Source organism: Pseudomonas psychrophila HA-4, from assembly GCF_000282975.1.
GTDB lineage: Bacteria > Pseudomonadota > Gammaproteobacteria > Pseudomonadales > Pseudomonadaceae > Aquipseudomonas > Aquipseudomonas psychrophila_A.
Window position 1 is genome coordinate 14441 of record NZ_ALJC01000069.1, and the last position, 18647, is coordinate 33087.

Annotated in this window: 19 protein-coding genes; 10 read left to right on the forward strand and 9 right to left on the reverse strand. The window is 56.8% G+C overall.

What is annotated here, in order from left to right; translation table 11 throughout:
* Positions 1–42 precede the first annotated feature (42 nt).
* The gene (locus B347_RS0108510; protein ID WP_019409280.1) at positions 43–1245 is read right to left on the reverse strand and encodes an MFS transporter; all 1203 of its coding nucleotides are present in this window, start codon (positions 1243–1245) and stop codon (positions 43–45) included.
* A gap of 152 nt (positions 1246–1397) precedes the next feature.
* Entirely contained in the window at positions 1398–1718 is a 321-nt protein-coding gene (locus tag B347_RS0108515; protein ID WP_019409281.1) for a DUF883 family protein, read from the reverse strand.
* A 177-nt stretch (positions 1719–1895) separates the two neighbouring features.
* Here B347_RS0108515 and B347_RS0108520 point away from each other — a divergent pair, with 177 nt between their 5' ends.
* The gene (locus tag B347_RS0108520; protein ID WP_019409282.1) at positions 1896–2147 is read left to right on the forward strand and encodes a hypothetical protein; all 252 of its coding nucleotides are present in this window, start codon (positions 1896–1898) and stop codon (positions 2145–2147) included.
* A 25-nt stretch (positions 2148–2172) separates the two neighbouring features.
* On the opposite strand, the gene B347_RS0108525 is transcribed toward B347_RS0108520, so the two are convergent.
* Positions 2173–2655, reverse strand: coding sequence for a GreA/GreB family elongation factor (locus tag B347_RS0108525; protein ID WP_019409283.1), 483 nt, complete (start codon positions 2653–2655; stop codon positions 2173–2175).
* Positions 2656–2780: 125 nt separating this feature from the next.
* Here B347_RS0108525 and earP point away from each other — a divergent pair, with 125 nt between their 5' ends.
* From earP to B347_RS0108540, 3 genes are all read left to right on the forward strand, one after another.
* Positions 2781–3914, forward strand: a complete 1134-nt coding sequence (gene earP, locus B347_RS0108530) for an elongation factor P maturation arginine rhamnosyltransferase EarP (protein WP_019409284.1) — start codon at positions 2781–2783, stop codon at positions 3912–3914.
* A gap of 49 nt (positions 3915–3963) precedes the next feature.
* Positions 3964–4536, forward strand: a complete 573-nt coding sequence (locus tag B347_RS0108535; protein WP_019409285.1) for an elongation factor P — start codon at positions 3964–3966, stop codon at positions 4534–4536.
* 159 nt (positions 4537–4695) lie between these two features.
* On the forward strand, positions 4696–5430 hold the full coding sequence (locus B347_RS0108540) for a sulfite exporter TauE/SafE family protein (protein WP_423812778.1): 735 nt from the start codon (positions 4696–4698) through the stop codon (positions 5428–5430).
* On the opposite strand, the gene B347_RS0108545 is transcribed toward B347_RS0108540, so the two are convergent.
* Complete coding sequence (locus tag B347_RS0108545) at positions 5420–6277, reverse strand: LysR substrate-binding domain-containing protein (protein WP_019409287.1); 858 nt, start codon at positions 6275–6277, stop codon at positions 5420–5422. The two genes, B347_RS0108540 and B347_RS0108545, sit on opposite strands and share 11 nt — an antisense overlap.
* Before the next feature lie 96 nt (positions 6278–6373).
* Here B347_RS0108545 and B347_RS0108550 point away from each other — a divergent pair, with 96 nt between their 5' ends.
* Complete coding sequence (locus tag B347_RS0108550; RefSeq protein ID WP_019409288.1) at positions 6374–6553, forward strand: DUF1127 domain-containing protein; 180 nt, start codon at positions 6374–6376, stop codon at positions 6551–6553.
* 104 nt (positions 6554–6657) lie between these two features.
* Here the strand turns inward: B347_RS0108550 and B347_RS0108555 are convergent, their stop codons facing one another.
* Positions 6658–8004, reverse strand: a complete 1347-nt coding sequence (locus B347_RS0108555) for a class II 3-deoxy-7-phosphoheptulonate synthase (protein WP_019409289.1) — start codon at positions 8002–8004, stop codon at positions 6658–6660.
* 158 nt (positions 8005–8162) lie between these two features.
* Here B347_RS0108555 and B347_RS0108560 point away from each other — a divergent pair, with 158 nt between their 5' ends.
* Together B347_RS0108560 and B347_RS0108565 are read left to right on the forward strand one after the other, a co-directional pair.
* Positions 8163–8918, forward strand: a complete 756-nt coding sequence (locus tag B347_RS0108560; RefSeq protein WP_019409290.1) for a spermidine synthase — start codon at positions 8163–8165, stop codon at positions 8916–8918.
* Between the two features lie 370 nt (positions 8919–9288).
* Complete coding sequence (locus B347_RS0108565; RefSeq protein ID WP_019409291.1) at positions 9289–10962, forward strand: DEAD/DEAH box helicase; 1674 nt, start codon at positions 9289–9291, stop codon at positions 10960–10962.
* 87 nt (positions 10963–11049) lie between these two features.
* On the opposite strand, the gene B347_RS0108570 is transcribed toward B347_RS0108565, so the two are convergent.
* A complete protein-coding gene (locus B347_RS0108570; protein WP_019409292.1) occupies positions 11050–11817 on the reverse strand; it encodes a DODA-type extradiol aromatic ring-opening family dioxygenase in 768 nt (255 codons plus the stop codon).
* 101 nt (positions 11818–11918) lie between these two features.
* Between B347_RS0108570 and B347_RS0108575 the strand changes: the two genes are divergently transcribed.
* On the forward strand, positions 11919–12584 hold the full coding sequence (locus tag B347_RS0108575) for a thiopurine S-methyltransferase (protein ID WP_019409293.1): 666 nt from the start codon (positions 11919–11921) through the stop codon (positions 12582–12584).
* Between the two features lie 56 nt (positions 12585–12640).
* Here B347_RS0108575 and htpX read toward each other — a convergent pair whose 3' ends face one another.
* Together htpX and B347_RS0108585 are read right to left on the reverse strand one after the other, a co-directional pair.
* Positions 12641–13528, reverse strand: coding sequence for a protease HtpX (gene htpX / locus B347_RS0108580; protein ID WP_019409294.1), 888 nt, complete (start codon positions 13526–13528; stop codon positions 12641–12643).
* A 302-nt stretch (positions 13529–13830) separates the two neighbouring features.
* Complete coding sequence (locus tag B347_RS0108585) at positions 13831–15042, reverse strand: pyridoxal phosphate-dependent aminotransferase (protein WP_019409295.1); 1212 nt, start codon at positions 15040–15042, stop codon at positions 13831–13833.
* Between the two features lie 212 nt (positions 15043–15254).
* Between B347_RS0108585 and msrB the strand changes: the two genes are divergently transcribed.
* Entirely contained in the window at positions 15255–15650 is a 396-nt protein-coding gene (gene msrB, locus B347_RS0108590; protein ID WP_019409296.1) for a peptide-methionine (R)-S-oxide reductase MsrB, read from the forward strand.
* Positions 15651–15673: 23 nt separating this feature from the next.
* On the forward strand, positions 15674–16156 hold the full coding sequence (locus B347_RS0108595) for a glutathione peroxidase (protein ID WP_019409297.1): 483 nt from the start codon (positions 15674–15676) through the stop codon (positions 16154–16156).
* Between the two features lie 64 nt (positions 16157–16220).
* Here the strand turns inward: B347_RS0108595 and B347_RS0108600 are convergent, their stop codons facing one another.
* A complete protein-coding gene (locus B347_RS0108600; protein ID WP_019409298.1) occupies positions 16221–18539 on the reverse strand; it encodes a response regulator in 2319 nt (772 codons plus the stop codon).
* Positions 18540–18647 lie beyond the last annotated feature (108 nt).

An 18647-nucleotide genomic window follows, 5' to 3' on the forward strand; every position in this document is an offset into this window, starting at 1 on the left:
GCTAGCGAGTTCGCCAAGTGATGAAAAGCGCTACGTGGCGCCTTAGCTAACAGCATGCAGCTTGCTTTCGCGTTGCAGCACATAGCCCCAGATGGCCAGCGCGAGGGTTGCGATTACGGCGCCGACGATGACGATGCCGCTCCAGCCATAGGCCGGGTAGGTCTGTGCACCGATCAAGGAACCCAGCGCACCGCCAATGAAATAACAGGTGATATAACCGGCATTCAATCGGTTACGCGCCGCAGGACGGACTTGGAACACGGCGTTCTGATTGCTCACGTGTACCAGTTGCACGGCAAAGTCGAGGGCCAGTACGCCGATAATCAGCGCGATCAATGAGTGACCGGCAAACGCCATGGGCAGCCAGCAGGCCAACAGAACCAGCAGACCGACGGTCGTCGCCATTTGTCCACGACCACGGTCTGCCATGCGTCCGGCCCAATTGGCGGCCAGTGCGCCCACCGCACCTGCGAGGCCAAACAGACCAATCACCCCGTCTGAATAGTCGTAAGGCGGTACGGCCAGCAAGAACGCCAGTGGCGTCCAGAACAAGGCAAACAGCGAGAAGGTCAGCAGGCCCAGCAATGAACGCAGGCGCAGCACCGGCTCCTCGACAAATAGCTTGAACACCGAGCCCAGTAGTCTGGGGTAGCTCAGGCCGGCGCTGTGGTGATGATTAGGCAGGGCGCAGAACAGCGAAATGGCGCTGATTAGCATCAGGGCCGCTGCTAGCAGGTAAATGGTCCGCCAGTCACCGGCCGATGACAGTGCCCCGGCCACGGTACGGGCCAGCAAAATACCCAGCAGCAGGCCACTCATCAGCGTGCCAACCACACTACCGCGGCTTTTCGGGTCGGTCAGGCTGGCGGCCATTGGGACCAGCACTTGGGCCGACACCGAAAACAGTCCGGTGACTGCGGTACCGATTAATAGCCACGTCAACGACGGGGCGAAAGCGCTTAACAGCAGGCCCAAGGCACTGAGCACCGTCATGGTGACGATCAGTCGGCGTTGTTCAAACAGGTCGCCCAGCGGCACCAGCAACAACAGCCCGGCGCCGTAACTCAGTTGAGCGGTGATCACCACCGTGCCGGCACTTTCCATGCTCAAACCCAGCTCTTTGGCGATGGTGTGCAGCAAAGGTTGTGCGTAGTAATTACTGGCGACAGCAAGGCCGGTGGCAATCGCCATCAGCAGTATCAGGGCAGTGCTCAAAGGTTTTGTAGCAACGGTGGAATCGGACATTGACTGTCTCGTTAGCATGGGGGGAATACCGTGAAGTATCCGGAATGCTCGAGCGCAATGTCACTGAATATGTCAAAAATTGTGATTTCTAAACCACAAAGCCCCCTCGCTATGACGGCGAAAGGGCTTGGTTTACGGGCGTTGCAATTGAATTAGTTGCGGCGTCCCAGCAGCAGGCCGACTACCAGGCCGAAACCGGCCGAGATGGCCACGGTTTGCCATGGGTGCCCACCGATATAGTTTTCGGTGGCATCGACGACGGGTTTGCTGCGCTCACGCACATTACTCACAGAGTCCAGCGCTTGTTTGAGTTTCAAACCGACCTGCGCACGCAAGGTCTCGCCTTCTTCGCCAATCAAAGACGCGCTGTCTTTGAGCAGTTTGTCAGATTCGGCAATCAGTTCTTGAAGCTCGCTGAACGCTTGATCCTTGATTTGATCTTCAGCGGCTTGTACGGCATTTTTTCGAGCCATTGCGGTACTCCTTGCAGGTGAAAAGGGTGATGACTAATGGAGTCAACCCAATGCTAAAAAGTTGCATCTTTTTTAAACGGATTCTGAAGCTGAGGTGTGAGCGTAGTTAAAATCCAGACTGAGACACTTCTTTTGAAGGTGTAAGATGTCGCCTAATTTACGCCGCAGGAAAATCTAATGAGCTTCAACCTCGCCAATAAGCCACTCGCTGAGCGGGCTGCGCTTGAAGATGAAAAGTCTCGTTTGTACGAGCTTTGGCAGAGTAACTTGGGCAAAGCCAAGGCAGACGCGGCGCGTTTGTTTGGGGAGCGCGCCAAGCGCAAGGGCAAGTGGTCTGAGTGGGTACGTTCGGAGCTGGACGCCATGTCCCCGCCGGAATACGCCAACATGGTGCGCAGTGAAGTGAACCGTTTGATGGCGGCCAAGTAATCTCTAAACCTGTAGGCGCGAGCGTTTAGTCAACCTCGCAAACCACAAACCCCTGCACTGCGCCACCCACGTTGATTTGCACGTCATCGTCCATCTGCTTGCCGAGCAAGGCTGCGCCCAGCGGTGCGCGCGGGGTGATGACGGTCACGGTGTGACCGTCATGGTCAAGCTTGAGGCCGGCGGCTTCCGGGGCCAGGAATAACCACTGTTCGTTGCCATTGTCAGCTTCAAGCCTGACCAATGCCCCGACCTGAATCCCCTGCGCCGGGTTAAACGGGGTGAGGGTCATGGCCTGGCAGTTTTTCAGCGCTAGGCGAATTTCTTCAACCCGGCGTGCCTGGCCGGTTGCCAGGTAAGACGCTTCAAGCCCAAGGGTGTCGTACTTGTTCTCGGCAATGTTCTCTTTGTGGGTCGCAGCCTCATATGCTGTTTGCGCCGCACGTTGGAGTACGTCGAGGTCGATGGCGAGCTGTTCCAGCATCTGCTGGTGCACGGCGGTCTTGTTCATAAGAGGGGGCTTGATAGAGGCGAGCGGCGATTGTCGCACGACTCTTCGGCAGATTAATCCGCCTCAAGCCTTCTGTACGCGTTGATTTGTACGGACAATCAGCCCTTTTAATGTCGGAGCCCGGAATGAAAGCCTCCTGGGATATTTTTTGCAGTGTGGTCGATAACTACGGCGACATTGGTGTGACCTGGCGTTTGGCTCGCCAGTTGGTGGCTGAGCATCAGGTGCCCGTTCGGTTGTGGGTCGATGATGTGCAGGCGTTTGTGCCGCTCTGTCCTGAGGCCGACGCCAGCGCCGCTCAGCAATGGCAGCAGGGCGTGGAGGTGCGCGCGTGGCCCAAGGACTGGCAGCCGGTGGAGGTTGCCGATGTGGTGATCGAAGCCTTCGCCTGCACCTTGCCCGACAGTTACCGACTCGCCATGAAAGCGCGAGAAACACCGGTGCTGTGGATAAATCTTGAATATTTAAGCGCCGAAGACTGGGTCAGCGGCTGCCATGGTTTGCCCTCCCTGCGGCCGGATGGTTTGAAGCGGATGTTCTTCTTTCCAGGTTTTGATGCCGGGACTGGCGGCCTGTTGCGCGAGGCTGACTTGCTGGCGCGGCGCCGGGCCTTTGAGCAAGACCCGCAGGCCCGGCAGGCGTTTTTGCAGGGCTTGGGCGTTTTTGCAGCAGACAACGCGCGGCTGATCTCCCTGTTTGCCTATGAGAACAGCGGGCTGGCCAGTTGGCTGGACGCCATGGCAACGGGCAACACGCCCACCCATCTGTTGGTTCCGCAGGGCCGGATCATGGGCGATCTGCTGCGCTGGCTTGAGATTGATGAGCTTGGGCTAGGACGTGTTGAGCAGCGTGGGTCATTGACCGTTCAGGCGCTACCATTCGTCCGGCAGCAAGATTACGACCGCGTGTTGTGGAGCTGTGATTTCAATGCGGTGCGCGGCGAAGACTCGTTCGTGCGGGCGCAATGGGCGGGGCGGCCGCTGCTTTGGCACATTTATGAACAGGAAGAAGACGCGCATTGGGTCAAGCTCAATGCCTTTTTGGCGTTGTATGTAAAAGCCCTTTCGCCCGCTGCCGCACAGGCATTCACCGGGTTGTGGCACGCCTGGAATGCCGGTTCCGACATGGCTCAAAGCTGGAATGGAGTGCAGGAACACTGGCAAGAGCTCAGCGAGCACGCTGAGCAATGGTGTCTGGAACAGTCATTGCAGGCTGATCTTGCGCAAGCGCTGGTACTGTTTTATAGAAATTGGATATGATACGCGGCCTAGATTTTTGTAAATCTCAATCCAAATTCGGATATTCGTAATGAAAACTGGTAAAGAGCTTAAACCCGGTACAGTCATCAAGCTCGAAAACGACCCTTGGTTGGTTCAGAAAGCTGAGTTCACCAAGTCCGGTCGTAACAGCGCAATCATGAAGACCAAGCTGAAGAACCTGCTGACTGGCTACAAGACTGAAATCGTATACAGCGCAGATGACAAGCTGGAAGACGTGATCCTGGATCGCAAAGAAGCGACCCTGTCCTTCATCAGCGGCGACACCTACACGTTCATGGACACCTCTGACTACACCATGTACGAGCTGAACGCTGAAGACATCGAAGCGGTTCTGCCATTCATCGAAGAAGGCATGACTGACGTTTGCGAAGCGATCTTCTTTGAAGAGCGTCTGGTTTCCGTAGAACTGCCGACCACTATCGTGCGTCAGGTTGACTACACCGAAGGTTCCGCTCGCGGCGACACTTCGGGCAAGGTAATGAAGCCTGCCAAACTGAAAAACGGTACCGAACTGAGCGTTGCAGATTTCGTTGAAATCGGCGATTGGATCGAGATCGACACCCGTGAAGGTGGCTCTTACAAGGGCCGCGCAAAGGTTTAAACCTTGCGTTAACCGCACGATGAAAAAACCCGACTTCAATGTCGGGTTTTTTTTGCGTGTGAAAACAGGCGCGCGGTGCGGTTTAAGCTTTGCCGTACAGGAGTGACTGGTTAGCATGGCCACTCTGACTGAGGGGTAGAAATGCTCATTGATTTTGCAATGTACGGGGCCTTGGGCGTCGTTTTAGGCGCGTTGGGCGGGCTGTTCGGGATTGGTGGTGCGTTGATCGCTATCCCGGTGCTGGGGATGTGGTTTGGTCTCGATCAGCAAATGGCGCAAGGCACTGCCCTGGTGATGTCTGTACCCAATGTGTATCTCGCGCTGTATCGCTACCACCAGCGCAATAAAATCGAACTGCGTCAAGCATTGCCGCTGGTGTTGATGAGTTTTTGTTTTGCCTGGCTTGGCGCAATGCTGGCCGTCGGCGTGGATGCGGGCCTCATTCGTTGGGGCTTCATTGGCTTTCTGCTCGCGATCACTCTTTACAACCTGTTCAAACTGTATGGATCAGCCCGGCAGCCGGTGAACGGCTCGCGCTTTGGCTGGCGCTCGTATGGCGCGCTGGGTGTGTTGGCAGGCACCACCGGCGGGCTGTTCGGTGTTGGCGGGGCCGTGGTCGCTGCGCCCGTGCTGACCAGTGTGTTCGGCACTAGCCAGGTCGTGGCTCAAGGCCTGTCTCTGGCGCTGGCGGCGCCGAGCACCACAGTCACCTTGCTGACTTACGCCGCGCACGGTGAGGTCAACTGGCTCATGGGGTTGCCGATGGCCGTGGGCGGCTTGTTGAGTATCAGTTGGGGCGTGAAGGTGGCCTATGCCATGCCTGAGCGTTTGCTGCGTGGCTTGTACTGCTGTTTTCTGCTGCTGTGTGCGGCGTTGCTGGCGGTTAAAGCTTAAAGCCTTCAACGATGTATTCGGCAAAGCACTCAATGATCGGCGAGGGCGCGCCGCTGTGTTTGCGCATCAGCACAATGCTCGCCGAAGGCAATGCAGGCAGGTTCTCGGCCTCACCAATAATGCGTAAATTCGGCGTCAGCAGGCTTTCCAGCTGGGCAGTCACGGCCAACCCTGTACTGACCACGGCATTGATCGCCGCCAAGCTGGCGCTGGTATACGCCACCCGGTATTCGCGCTGCTGAATATCCAGCGCATTGCAGGCCCAGGTTCGGCAAAAACAGTCGGTATTGAACATGGCCAGCGGCAGGGGCGTTTGTTCGTGGGGCGAGAAGCCTTGAGCCACCATCCACACGAAGCGTTCGTGGCGCAGCAACTGGCCGATTTCGTTGCCCGGCTGGCGGGTCACGATGGTCAGGTCCAGATCGTTGCGTTGCAGCAGTTGGGCGGACGGCTCGCAATGCACTTCAACATCGATCAGCGGGTAATCCTGAGCAAAGCGCATGAGCACGCCGGGCAAAAAACGCATCACGTAATCATCCGGCGAGCCGATTTTTACCGTGCCGACCATCTGCGGTTTGCGCAGCGTGCTGAAGACCTCACTGTGCAGTTTAAGAATCCGCCGTGCGTAACCCAGTAGCAGCACGCCTTCGGGGGTGAGGCTGACACTGCGGCCCTCACGCTTGAACAGTACGCATTGCAGCACGTCCTCCTCCAGCCGCTTCATCTGCATGCTGACCGCCGACTGCGTGCGATTGACGACATCGGCGGCGCGGGTAAAACCCCCGTGATCAGCAATCGCGGCAAAGGTGCGCAACAGGTCGGTATCGATACTGGGAAACTCGGCCATTGATCAATCTCGCAGATGTGTCACATAAGAAACATTCGTTGGATTGATATTATGCCTGGGCCGAGACTTGAACCATCCCCAAGGAGGTATCAAGTGATGAAAGGTCAAAGAGCCGTGCAGTGGTGGGCGCGTATTGCGCGTTGGTATCAGCTGTCGCAAGAGCGTGCGAGTTTGCGGCGAATCAGCGATGCGGCGCTCAAGGACCTAGGCCTCAGCAGGGCAGACATTGAAACCGAAAGCCATCGCGCATTTTGGGATGATCCGCTCAAGAAGTGAGCGATCTCGCTTGCGTGGGAGCGGGCTTGCTCGCGATGGCATCACCTCGATCTAGCTGAAATACCGAGGCGCCTAAATAACGAGCAAGCCCGTTCCCACGGGTTTTAGCGTTTTACCTGTTTGAGCGTCTCGGCAATCAAAAACGCCAGTTCCAGCGACTGATCGGCGTTCATGCGCGGGTCGCAGTGGGTGTGATAACGATCTGACAAGCCGTCTTCGGTAATCGGGTTGGCACCGCCAATGCATTCGGTAACGTTTTGCCCGGTCATTTCGATATGGATCCCGCCCGCGTAGCTGCCTTCGGCTTCGTGTACCTGGAAGAACTGCTTCACCTCGCCCAGGATCTGCGCAAAATCGCGGGTCTTGTAGCCGCTGCTGGCCTTGATGGTGTTGGCGTGCATGGGATCGCTGCTCCACAGCACCTTTTTACCTTCGCTCTCAACCGCGCGGATCAGTTGCGGCAAATGGTCGCCCACTTTGTTGGCACCCATACGCACGATCAGGTTAAGACGGCCCGGGTCGTTGTCGGGGTTGAGGATGTCGATCAGGCGGATCAGTTCCTCGGTGTTCATGGTCGGGCCAACCTTGACCCCGATCGGGTTGTTCACCCCGCGCAGGAACTCGACATGGGCGCCGTCCAGTTGGCGGGTGCGGTCGCCAATCCAGAGCATGTGCGCCGAGCAGTCGTAGTAATCGTTGGTCAGGCTGTCGCGGCGTACGAAGGCTTCTTCATAGTTCAGCAGCAAGGCTTCGTGGGCGGTAAAAAAGCTGGTTTCGCGCAGTTGCGGCGAGGTGTCCATGCCGCAGGCGCGCATAAAGGCTAAGGTTTCGTCGATGCGGTCGGCCAGTTGGCTGTACTTTTCAGCCAGCGCCGAATTGGCGATGAAATCCAAGTTCCACTTGTGTACCTGATGCAGGTCGGCAAAGCCGCCTTGGGCAAAGGCGCGCAGCAGGTTCAGGGTCGCGGTGGACTGGTGGTAAGACTGCAGCAAGCGCTCGGGGTCTGGCACGCGGCTTTTTTCATCGAAACCGATGCCATTCACAATGTCGCCGCGATAAGCCGGCAGCGTGACGCCATTGATCGTTTCATCATTGGCCGAGCGCGGCTTGGCGAATTGGCCCGCCATGCGTCCCACCTTGACCACTGGGCAGCCCGCCGCAAACGTCATGACGATGGCCATTTGCAGCAATACCTTGAAGGTGTCGCGAATCTTGGCTGCCGAAAACTCAGCAAAGCTTTCCGCACAATCACCGCCCTGTAACAGGAACGCCCGCCCCTGAGTCACCTCGGCAAATTGACGGCGCAGCTCGCGGGCTTCGCCTGCAAATACCAGCGGCGGATAGCTCGCCAGGCTTTGTTCAACGCGCTGCAAATGCGCCGCGTCAGGGTAGTGGGGTTGTTGCTGGATCGGCAGGGCGCGCCAGCTGTCAGGGCTCCAGGGTTGGCTCATCGCAGACTCTAGTGTGGGAAAGGGGTGGCGCATGTTATCAGCAATTAGTGCGTGACCTGTTGCGCTGCAATGGCCGACAATTGCGCCTTTGCGCTCGATATCGAGTGGTGGTTTTTAGCGCGTTGCCCGTGTGTGTCGGGGCGCGGCAAGGAGAGGCAATGTCTGAGGAGCGCGTTGAGCGCCTGCTCGCTGAAGTCCATGATGACTTCGGCATGATTCGAGTGCTGGAAGTGGAAGACTACCGCTTCCTCGAATTTGGCGATGCGATTGAGCAAAGCTGCGTGTTCACGGCTGATCCAAGCTGGCTGGAGTATGACTACACCCGTGCCATGCTGATCGGTGCGCTGTGCCATGAGGCGCCTGAAAGTGCCTTGTTTCTTGGGCTTGGCGCCGGAACCCTAACCCAAGCCTGCTTGAAGTTCTTGCCGCTTGATGATGTCGAAGCCATTGAGCTACGCCCGGATGTGCCGCGTCTGGCCATTGAATACCTAGGGCTGGACGATGATCCGCGGCTGTACATTCGCATTGGCGATGCCGTGGAGTTGCTGCCCAGCGCAGAGTCGGCGGACCTGATTTTCGTCGACCTCTATAACGATCTGGGGCCAGCGGCAGGTCACCTGGCCTGGAACTTTCTCGAAAACTGCCAGAAAAAACTGTCGGCTAACGGCTGGCTGGTGATTAACCAATGGGCGACCGATGATGGTAAACCGCTGGGTGCCGCCTTGTTGCGTGGCTTGTACCATCGCCACTACTGGGAGCTGCCGGTCAAAGAAGGCAATGTGATCCTGCTGGTGCCTAGCGACCTGGATCAAACCTTGGACATGCACGCACTGACTGCGCGTGCGCAGGCGTTGGCCCCGCGTTTGGGGTATTCGCTGGAACCGTTAATCAAGTCGATTCGTCCAGCGACTTGAGGCGCTCGGGTTAATCGTTTTAGCGATTGCCCCAGAGTGGCCGGGCGCGAAACGATTTTGCAACGCCTAAAATATCGCTAAAGCCCGGTCTACAGAGGCATACAGACGATTGCGCACTAAAAAAGCGCTTCTTTTTTTTGATAAATCCGGTATAGTGCGCGCCGGCCTTTAGCCGGGCCACGTTTAGGTGTTGCATTTCCCGAAGCACGCTTCGGCTGCTCGTCCGTTTCGCGGACTACCCTGAACGCTCCATTCATTTAACGTTTTCGCAAATCCCCGCCGACAAAGCAGCCAGGGCGACTCTTGAGTCTTACACGGCATGCGCAGCTTTGGAGCATGGGTCTTTGCGGATGCACTTAGAGGCAGACCCATGACCCAGGAAACCGGCGGCTTCGCCGCTTTTAATCTTAATCCGAACATTCTTGCAGCTGTCATAGCGACTGGCTACGAAGAACCTTCGGCGATTCAGCAGCAATCGATCCCGATCATTATGGCCGGTCACGACATGATTGGTCAGGCGCAAACCGGTACGGGTAAAACCGCCGCATTTGCCCTGCCGATCCTGCATCGCATCGATCCTGCTAAGCGCGAGCCGCAAGCCCTGATCCTGGCGCCAACCCGTGAGTTGGCGCTGCAAGTAGCAACCGCTTTCGAAACCTACGCCAAGCAAATGCCGGGCGTTACCGTTGTGGCCGTTTACGGCGGCGCGCCTATGGGCCCACAACTGAAAGCAATCCGTAATGGCGCACAAATTGTTGTCGCCACTCCGGGCCGTCTGTGCGACCACCTGCGTCGTGACGAAAAAGTATTGGCGACCGTGAACCACCTGGTTCTCGACGAAGCTGACGAAATGCTCAAGCTGGGCTTCATGGATGACCTTGAAGTGATCTTCAAGGCTTTGCCTGCTACTCGTCAGACCGTATTGTTCTCGGCCACCTTGCCGCAGTCGATCCGTGCCATTGCTGAGCGCCATTTGCGCGATCCGCAACACGTAAAAATCCAGACCAAGACTCAGACCGTTACCGCGATCGAACAGGCTCACCTGTTGGTTCACGCTGACCAGAAGACCTCGGCTGTATTGAGCCTGCTGGAAGTTGAAGACTTCGACGCCCTGATCATGTTCGTACGCACTAAGCAAGCGACCCTGGACTTGGCCAGTGCCCTGGAAGCCAAAGGCTATAAAGCTGCTGCGCTGAACGGTGACATTGCTCAGAACCAACGTGAGCGCGTTATCGACTCTCTCAAAGATGGCCGTCTGGACATCGTTGTAGCGACCGACGTAGCTGCTCGTGGTCTTGACGTTCCGCGTATCACTCACGTGTTCAACGTTGACATGCCGTACGATCCAGAGTCCTACGTTCACCGTATCGGCCGTACTGGTCGTGCCGGTCGCGAAGGTCGTGCACTGTTGCTGGTGACTCCTCGTGAGCGCCGCATGCTGCAAGTGATCGAGCGTGTCACTGGTCAAAAGGTTGCTGAGGTCCGCCTGCCGGATGCTCAGGCAGTTCTCGATGCTCGCATCAAGAAACTGACCAACAGCCTGGCGCCACTGGTTGCTGATGCTGAATCGACCCACGGCGACCTGCTAGACCGCCTGACCGCCGATATTGGTTGCAGCCCGCGTGCACTGGCCGCAGCTCTGTTGCGCAAAGCCACCAACGGTCAGGCTCTGACCTTGGCAGCTATCGAGCGCGAGCGTCCACTGGTGCCTAACAGCGCACCGCGTGAGCGTTCGTCCGAGCGTACTGGCGACCGTCCAGACCGTGGTGATCGTGAGCGTCGCGCTCCGGTTCCATTGGCTGAAGGCCGTGCTCGTTGCCGTACCGCGCTGGGTGCGCGTGATGGTATCGCTGCCAAGAACCTGCTGGGCGCTATCCTCAACGAGGGTGGCTTGGCACGTGAAGCAATCGGTCGCATTCAAGTGCGCGATAGCTTCAGCTTGGTAGAACTGCCGGAAGATGGCCTGGAAAAACTGCTGGCCAAGTTGAAAGACACGCGTGTTGCGGGCAAGCAGTTGAAGCTGCGTCGCTACCGCGAAGATTAATCACAGTGCGCTGTGATTAATCGCTAAAAAATCCCCGACTGGTTCGGGGATTTTTTTTGCCTGCGATCTGGCAGGCTCCGGCGGTTGTCAGCCAAACCGATAGATATCCATGCCCAGCGCTCCCAAGGTCCAACCTTGATGGGCAATGCTGAAATCCCCGCCCGCACCACGGGCAAAGTACAGCGGCAACAGGTGTTCTTCGCTGGGATGGTTTTTGGCCGCAAACGGTGCCTGCTGACGGTATTGGTGCAAGGCTGCTTCATCCTCGGCAGCCAACTTATCGATCATCCAGGCCCGAAATGCCTGTGCCCAAGGCTCACTGATTTCAGGTCCGGCGCGCCAATTCAGCTCGCGCAGGTTGTGCGTGATGCTGCCGGAGCCGATCAGCAAGATGCCTTCGCTGCGCAGAGATGCCAACGCTTGGCCCACTTCTGTTTGAACCACCGGCCCCAGCCGACTTGGCAACGAAACCTGCACCACAGGAATGTCGGCCGCCGGGTACATCAGCGACAGTGGCACCCAGGCCCCATGGTCAAAAGGGCGCTTGTCATCCAGTTGTGCGGGCATGCCATGTGCTTCCAGCAGTTGTACGATGCGGGCTGCCAACGCAGGATCACCCGGAGCGGGGTATTGCACGGCGAACAACTCAGGTGGGAAACCGCCAAAGTCGTGCCAGGTTTCAGGTGCAGAGTGGCTGGCGACCCTCAGGTCGTTGCTTTCCCAATGGGCCGAGACGACGACAATGGCTTTGGGGCGGGGCAGCTCAGCGGCCAGTTGCTGCAATGCCGGGCCGCTTTCGCCGGGTTCCAGTGCTAGCATCGGAGAACCGTGCGATATAAATAGGCTGGGCAGCATGGTGTGCGTCCTCAAGGTTAAGATGCGCCATCTTCAACCTGATCATTGATCTAAATCCAATATAAGTTTTAGTACTTATTTATCGAATTTAAAGGTGAATCATGCAGCCAGAATTTTGGCACGACCGCTGGGAGCGCAATCAGATCGGCTTTCACCTAGATAAGGCCAATGCCTACCTTCAACGTCTGTGGCCGACGGTTGGGTTGGAGCAGGGCAGCCGAGTGCTGGTGCCCTTGTGCGGTAAAAGCCTGGATCTGAGCTGGCTAGCGGCCAATGGCTACGAAGTGTTGGGTGTAGAGCTCTCGCAGACGGCCGTGGAGCAGTTTTTTCACGAACAACAGATCAATCCCGATATTCGCCAGCAAGGCGCTTTCACGGTGTACGAGGCGGGCCCTATCACGCTCTTGTGTGGTGATTTCTTTGCCCTGACCGCCGAAGATGTGGCTCAGTGCAGAGGGCTGTACGACCGTGCGGCGATCATTGCTTTGCCGCCTGAAATGCGTGAGACCTATGTTCGACACCTTGGCAATATCCTCGCCCAAGGCTGCAAAGGGCTGTTGATTACCCTCGACTACGATCAGTCGCAGATGAGCGGACCGCCGTTTTCAGTGCCAGATGCTGAGGTTCAGCGTCTGATGGCGCCTGATTGGTCATTGGAAACCCTTGAGGAGGCTGATGTGCTTGGCCAGGAGTGGAAGTTTCTCAAGAGCGGGGTGACGCGTCTTGATGAGCGGGTTTATCGCCTGAGCAAAACATCCGGGGGCTGATTGCTGGACACAAAAAAGAGCGACCGGAGTCGCCCTTTTTTGTGCTTGCCGTGGGGTTAGCCGCGGCGACGCAGTGCATCAATACGTTCTTCCAGTGGCGGGTGGCTCATGAACATCCGCGCTAGGCCTTGCTTCAAGCCACCATTGATGCCGAAAGCACTCAAAGTGTCCGGCATGTGCACCGGCAGGCCTTGCTCGGAGCGTAGGCGTTGTAAGGCGCTGATCATGGCTGCAGTACCGGCTAGATGAGCACCGGCTTCGTCAGCCCGGAACTCACGTTTGCGCGAGAACCACATCACGATGGCGCTGGCCAGGAAGCCCAGAACCAGTTCCGCGAAGATGGTCGCGACATAGTAAGCAATGCCTCGGCCTTCCTCGTTTTTGAACACCACCTTGTCGACGAAATTGCCGATGATACGGGCAAAGAACATCACAAAGGTGTTCACCACGCCTTGAACCAAGGCCAGCGTAACCATGTCACCGTTGGCGACGTGGCCGATTTCGTGAGCCAGTACTGCCTTCACTTCATCGGGCGAGAACCGCTCCAGCAAGCCTTGGCTGACTGCAACCAGTGCATCGTTTTTGTTCCAGCCGGTTGCAAAGGCATTGGCCTCGTAGGCTGGGAAAATACCCACTTCAGGCATTTTGATCCCGGCTTCGCGGGACAGTTGTTCAACGGTTTGCATCAACCATTGCTCGTGGCGGGTACGAGGTTGAGTGATCACCTGGGTGCTGGTACTCATTTTCGCCATCCATTTAGAGATGAACAGCGAGAACAAAGACCCTGCAAAACCAAAGACCGCACAGAACACCAACAGCTGACTGAGGTTCAGATCAACCCCGTTGGCCGCCATGAACCCGTTAAAGCCGAACAGGCTCAGGGTGATGCTGGCAATCAGCACGACCGCCAGGTTAGTGGCCAAAAACAGCAGAATGCGCATCATGGTTGTAAGAATCTCCTCGTCTAGGGGTATTGCCGTATGCGGGTATATAAGGTGCTGCTTCAGGCTATTCAACCAAGTGACTATTTCAAACTGTGTCCTACAGGGTGATTCCAGAGCAGCGCCTGACATTTCCTAATAGGGACATGCCACTTCTTTAGGCAAAAGTTTAGTCCGAAGCCAGTAAATAAAAGGCTTTACCGGTTTTTAATTTTTTTTGAAGGGCAGAGGAGGAAACAGCTGAAGAATGTTTCATTGGACACATGCTGTGCGACTTTTCATTAGTCGCACAGCATGCTGGGAAATTACTGACGATAGGTCTTCAGAAAGTTACCGATCCGTCCGATGGCCATGTCCAACTCGTCTACACGAGGCAATGTCACCACGCGGAAGTGGTCGGGCCAAGGCCAGTTGAACGCGGTGCCCTGGACCACCAGCAGTTTTTCCGAGAGCAGCAAGTCCAGGACGAATTTTTCGTCGTTGAGGATCGGGCACACTTTTGGGTCGATCCGTGGGAAAGCGTACAGCGCGCCCATCGGCTTCACGCAGCTCACGCCGGGAATGTCATTGAGCAATTCCCAGGTGCGGTTACGCTGCTCCAGCAAGCGACCGTTTGGCAGTACCAGGTCGTTGATGCTTTGGTAGCCGCCCAGCGCGGTTTGGATGGCATGCTGGCTGGGCACGTTGGCACACAAACGCATGTTGGCCAGCATGTCGATGCCTTCAATGTAGCTTTGGGCATTTTGCTTGGGGCCGGAGATCGCGATCCAGCCGGAACGGAAGCCTGCCACCCGGTAAGACTTGGACAAGCCGTTGAAGGTCAGGCACAGCACGTCGGGGGCTAGGGAGGCGGTGCAAATGTGCACGGCGTCGTCGTATAGAATCTTGTCGTAGATTTCATCCGAGAACACCACCAGGTTGTGCTGGCGTGCCAGTTCGAGCATGCCCAGCAACACTTCCTTGGAGTACACCGCACCCGTTGGGTTGTTCGGGTTGATGATGACCATGGCTTTTGTGTTAGGGGTGATCTTGGCCTTAATGTCGGCCAGATCAGGCCACCAGTTGGCCTGCTCGTCGCACAGGTAGTGCACCGGGTGGCCACCGGCCAGGGTCACGGCAGCTGTCCACAACGGGTAGTCGGGGGCTGGCACCAGCACTTCGTCACCGTTGTTGAGCAACGCTTGCAGCGACATCACGATCAGTTCGGACACGCCGTTGCCCAGGTAGATGTCTTCGATGCCGACACCTTCAACTTCTTTTTGCTGGTAGTACTGCATCACCGCCTTACGGGCGCTGAAAAGGCCTTTGGAGTCGCTGTAACCTTGCGCGGTCGGCAGGTTGCGGATCACGTCCTGCAGGATTTCGTCCGGCGCTTCAAAACCAAAAGGCGCCGGGTTGCCGATATTCAGCTTGAGGATGCGTTGGCCTTCCTCTTCCAGACGTTTGGCGTGCTTGAGCACTGGGCCGCGAATGTCATAACAGACGTTGGCGAGCTTGTTTGATTTGCTGACCTGCATGGTGATGGGATCCCGAAAATGAACGATCCAGGCAAGGTGAGTACCTTGGCACTGGGAAATTCTGCGTTGGCGAACGCCGCTATGCTTCAAGAATCCGTTTGAATGCAAATAGAGCGGGTGCCAGACTGGCGCATAACGAGGCGCAATCATACGTGCCACCCGCCCCCTGGAAAAGCCACCGGTCAGGGTTTTTCAGTTGCAGAGGTAGAACCATGGAAAAGTTGAACAAAACCCTGGACGAATGGAAGGCCATGCTCGATCCAGAGCAATACAACGTGTGCCGTCTTAAAGGCACCGAACGGCCGTTTTCAGGTAAATACAACGGGACTAAAACAGAGGGCGTTTATCACTGCATTTGCTGCAATGAGCCGTTGTTTGATTCCAGCGCCAAGTTTGATTCGGGCTGCGGCTGGCCGAGCTTCTATCAGCCGATTGGCGAAAGTGCGATGGTTGAAATCCGTGATGTGAGCCATGGCATGATTCGCACCGAAGTGACCTGCGCCAAGTGCGATGCGCATCTGGGGCATGTATTTCCCGATGGCCCACCGCCAACCGGGCTGCGCTACTGCATCAATTCGGTGTGCCTGGATCTGGTGCCCCGCCAGTAACGTTTATTAATGAGAGCACCGTCATGAGCGAAAATCTGTTCGACATTCCCTGTACCACCCTCAGCGGCGAGCAAAAAACTCTGGCGGATTACTCGGGCAAGGCAGTGCTGGTGGTCAACACCGCTAGTAAGTGTGGCTTTACTTCCCAGTACAAAGGGCTTGAAGCCCTGTGGCAGCAATACAAGGACCAGGGGTTGGTGGTCCTTGGCTTTCCGTGCAATCAGTTCGGCAAGCAGGAGCCGGGCGATGCCGAAGCCATTTCCGAGTTTTGCGAGTTGAATTTTGGCGTGACCTTCCCGTTGTTCAAGAAGATTGAAGTCAACGGCAGCCAGGCACATCCGCTATTTGTGCAACTGAAAAAGCGTGCGCCTGGGGTGTTGGGGTCGGAGGGCATCAAATGGAACTTCACCAAGTTTCTGATCGGCCCCGATGGCAAGGTAAAACGCTACGCACCCGCCACCAAGCCCGCAGCACTTAAGGCTGACATTGAGAAATTGCTCCAGTAAATCCCGGAATGAACGAGCTTATCTCGCGATCTTTTGAGCATTTAAAAGATCGCAAAACAAGCAGTTACCCCTCTTTCTTGGGCACCCAACTGTCGAGTAATGCAGCCAGCTCTTCACGCCGGAAGGGTTTGGCCAAGTAGTCATTCATGCCTGCAGAGCGGCAGCGTTCACGTTCTTCGGGCATAGCGTTCGCCGTCAAGGCGACGATGGGCAAATCAGGCCAGCGTCCGCTTTGGCGGATTTGCCGGCTGGTCTCATAGCCGTCCATCACCGGCATGTTGCAGTCCATCAGCACCAGATCGAAATCGCTCTGTTTTAACTGGCTCAGGGCTACGCCGCCGTGGGCCGCGATCACCACATCGCAGCCCAATTTGGCGAGCATGCCCTTGGCCACCAGTTGGTTGACCGGGTTGTCTTCGACCAGAAGAATGCGCGCTCGATGCTCGACTGGCGCAGTGCTGACAAGAACGCTTGGGTGCACTTCGTCCTCTTTCTGGAGCAAGTGTTGCAAGGTTTGATAAAGCGCCTGCCGTGACAGAGGCCGGGCCTTTTGCTGCAGAGGGGCGAGCGCGTTGACTTGATCGCTAGGCATAAAGTTGCCATAGGCGGTGACCAGCAAAATAGGTGTGTTGATAGCCGGTCGCAGCCCAAACAGGCATTCCGGGCAGTCGGTAATCAGCAGTTGAGGTTCGACACCCACTAGGGACTGGTCGAGGGAGTAGCGTTGATAGTCCAGGCCCCATAGTGGCAGGTAGCTGTTGAGCAACTCACTTAGACCGCTGCTGGCGGCACTCACCGCCACCACTCGGCCCGACAGCGGCGTGGGGATGATCGCGGGGGTATGACAGGGCAAGGGCAGTTCGGCACAGAATTGGCTGCCGAATCCGATCTCCGAGCTGATGGTTAGGCGCCCTTGCATGGCCTCACACAGGCTGCGGGTCAATGCCAACCCCAGGCCGGTGCCGCCAAACTGACGAGTAATGCCGGCCCCGGCCTGGGTGAAAGGCCTGAATATGCGAGCTTGGGCTTCATGCGCGATACCGATTCCGGTGTCACACACTTCAATGCGTACCTGATTATTGTGGGTGCTGAGGCGCACATCGACGCGTCCGAAACGGGTGAATTTCAGGGCGTTGGACAGCAGGTTGCTGACAATTTGGCGCACGCGAGTCGGGTCGCCCAGTATCAGCACCGGGAAGCTCGGGTGGATCAGGCACGTCAGTTCTACGCTTGGGGCGGCATTTTGCGAGAGCAGCTTGGCCGTGTCTTCAATCAAGGTGCCGAGATCGAAGGCGATATGCTCCAGCTCTAATTGCCCGGCATCGAATTTTGACAGGTCGAGAATGTCATTCAGCAACTCGACCAGCACCTTGCCCGAGTCATGGGCAATTGACAGTTGCTGGTGCTGTTCGGCATTCAGCGGACTGTCCAGACACAGTGCGAGCATGCCCAGCAGACCGTTCAGCGGCGTGCGTATTTCATGGCTCATGTTGGCCAGAAAGGCCGCCCGCGCCTGGGCCATTTCTAGGGCGGTGCTGCGAGCGGCTTCGAGTTCATCGTTGGACTGGCTGAGCCGTGTGTTGATCGCCTCAAGTTCTTGCGTGCGAGCCGAGACAATGTTTTCCAACTGAGCCAAATACTCGGTCAGGCGATTTTCTGCTGCGCGTCGTTGTTCGATTTCGCGGGTCACGGCGTCAAACTGCAGATTGGCGGCGTTGACCAGCACACCAATTTCGTCATCTTCATGGCCGGGCGGGCAGTGGATGCGTGAGGGGTTGGGGTCGCCGGGCTTACTGATGCTGAGCTCGCGAATAACCCGCGTCAGGGGGCGGGTCAACATCACGTAAAACAGCCCCAACAGAATGAACGTCAGTAGAAAACTGCGCGCAAAACCCGTGAGCAGCGTGACTTCGGCACGTTGCAGGAACCGGGTCCCAAAGGGGTAGGTGTCCACCTCAAGGTGCAATTCGCCCACGCTTTGTTCAGGCAGGTGATTGAAATAGAGCCGGTCGTCGAAGGTGCGTGTTTCGCCAAACAGATAGTCACTTAATGCACGGTAGCGCCCGCCTTCTGGCGGGTCCCGGACAAAGGCCAGCGTGTTTTTATCGTTATCACTGATTTGCGCGCCGGTGATAGCCGGCGAGTTCAACAGGCCCATCACCAGCTCTTGTGCGAGTTCTGAGTCGAGGTTGTAGGCAATACGCGAGGCCGGGTTGTGACTGATGTCCAGCAGGGATTGGATTTCCCGATTGATGGCGGCGTTTTCACTGGCATAATCGATGCCGATTTGAAGCAGGCTGAGCACCGTCCCCAGAGCAAAACCGACCAACACTGTCAGTCTTGCTTGCTTGAAAGACAGACGATGGGTGAATTTTATATCCATTGGGTGCTACACCTGTTTCCATTCCCTTTCGGCGGCCAAGAATAGTCGATGTATGGGGTAACTTGCTGGCACACGTGCAGTTTTTTCAAAGAGCCCGCATGAATCACA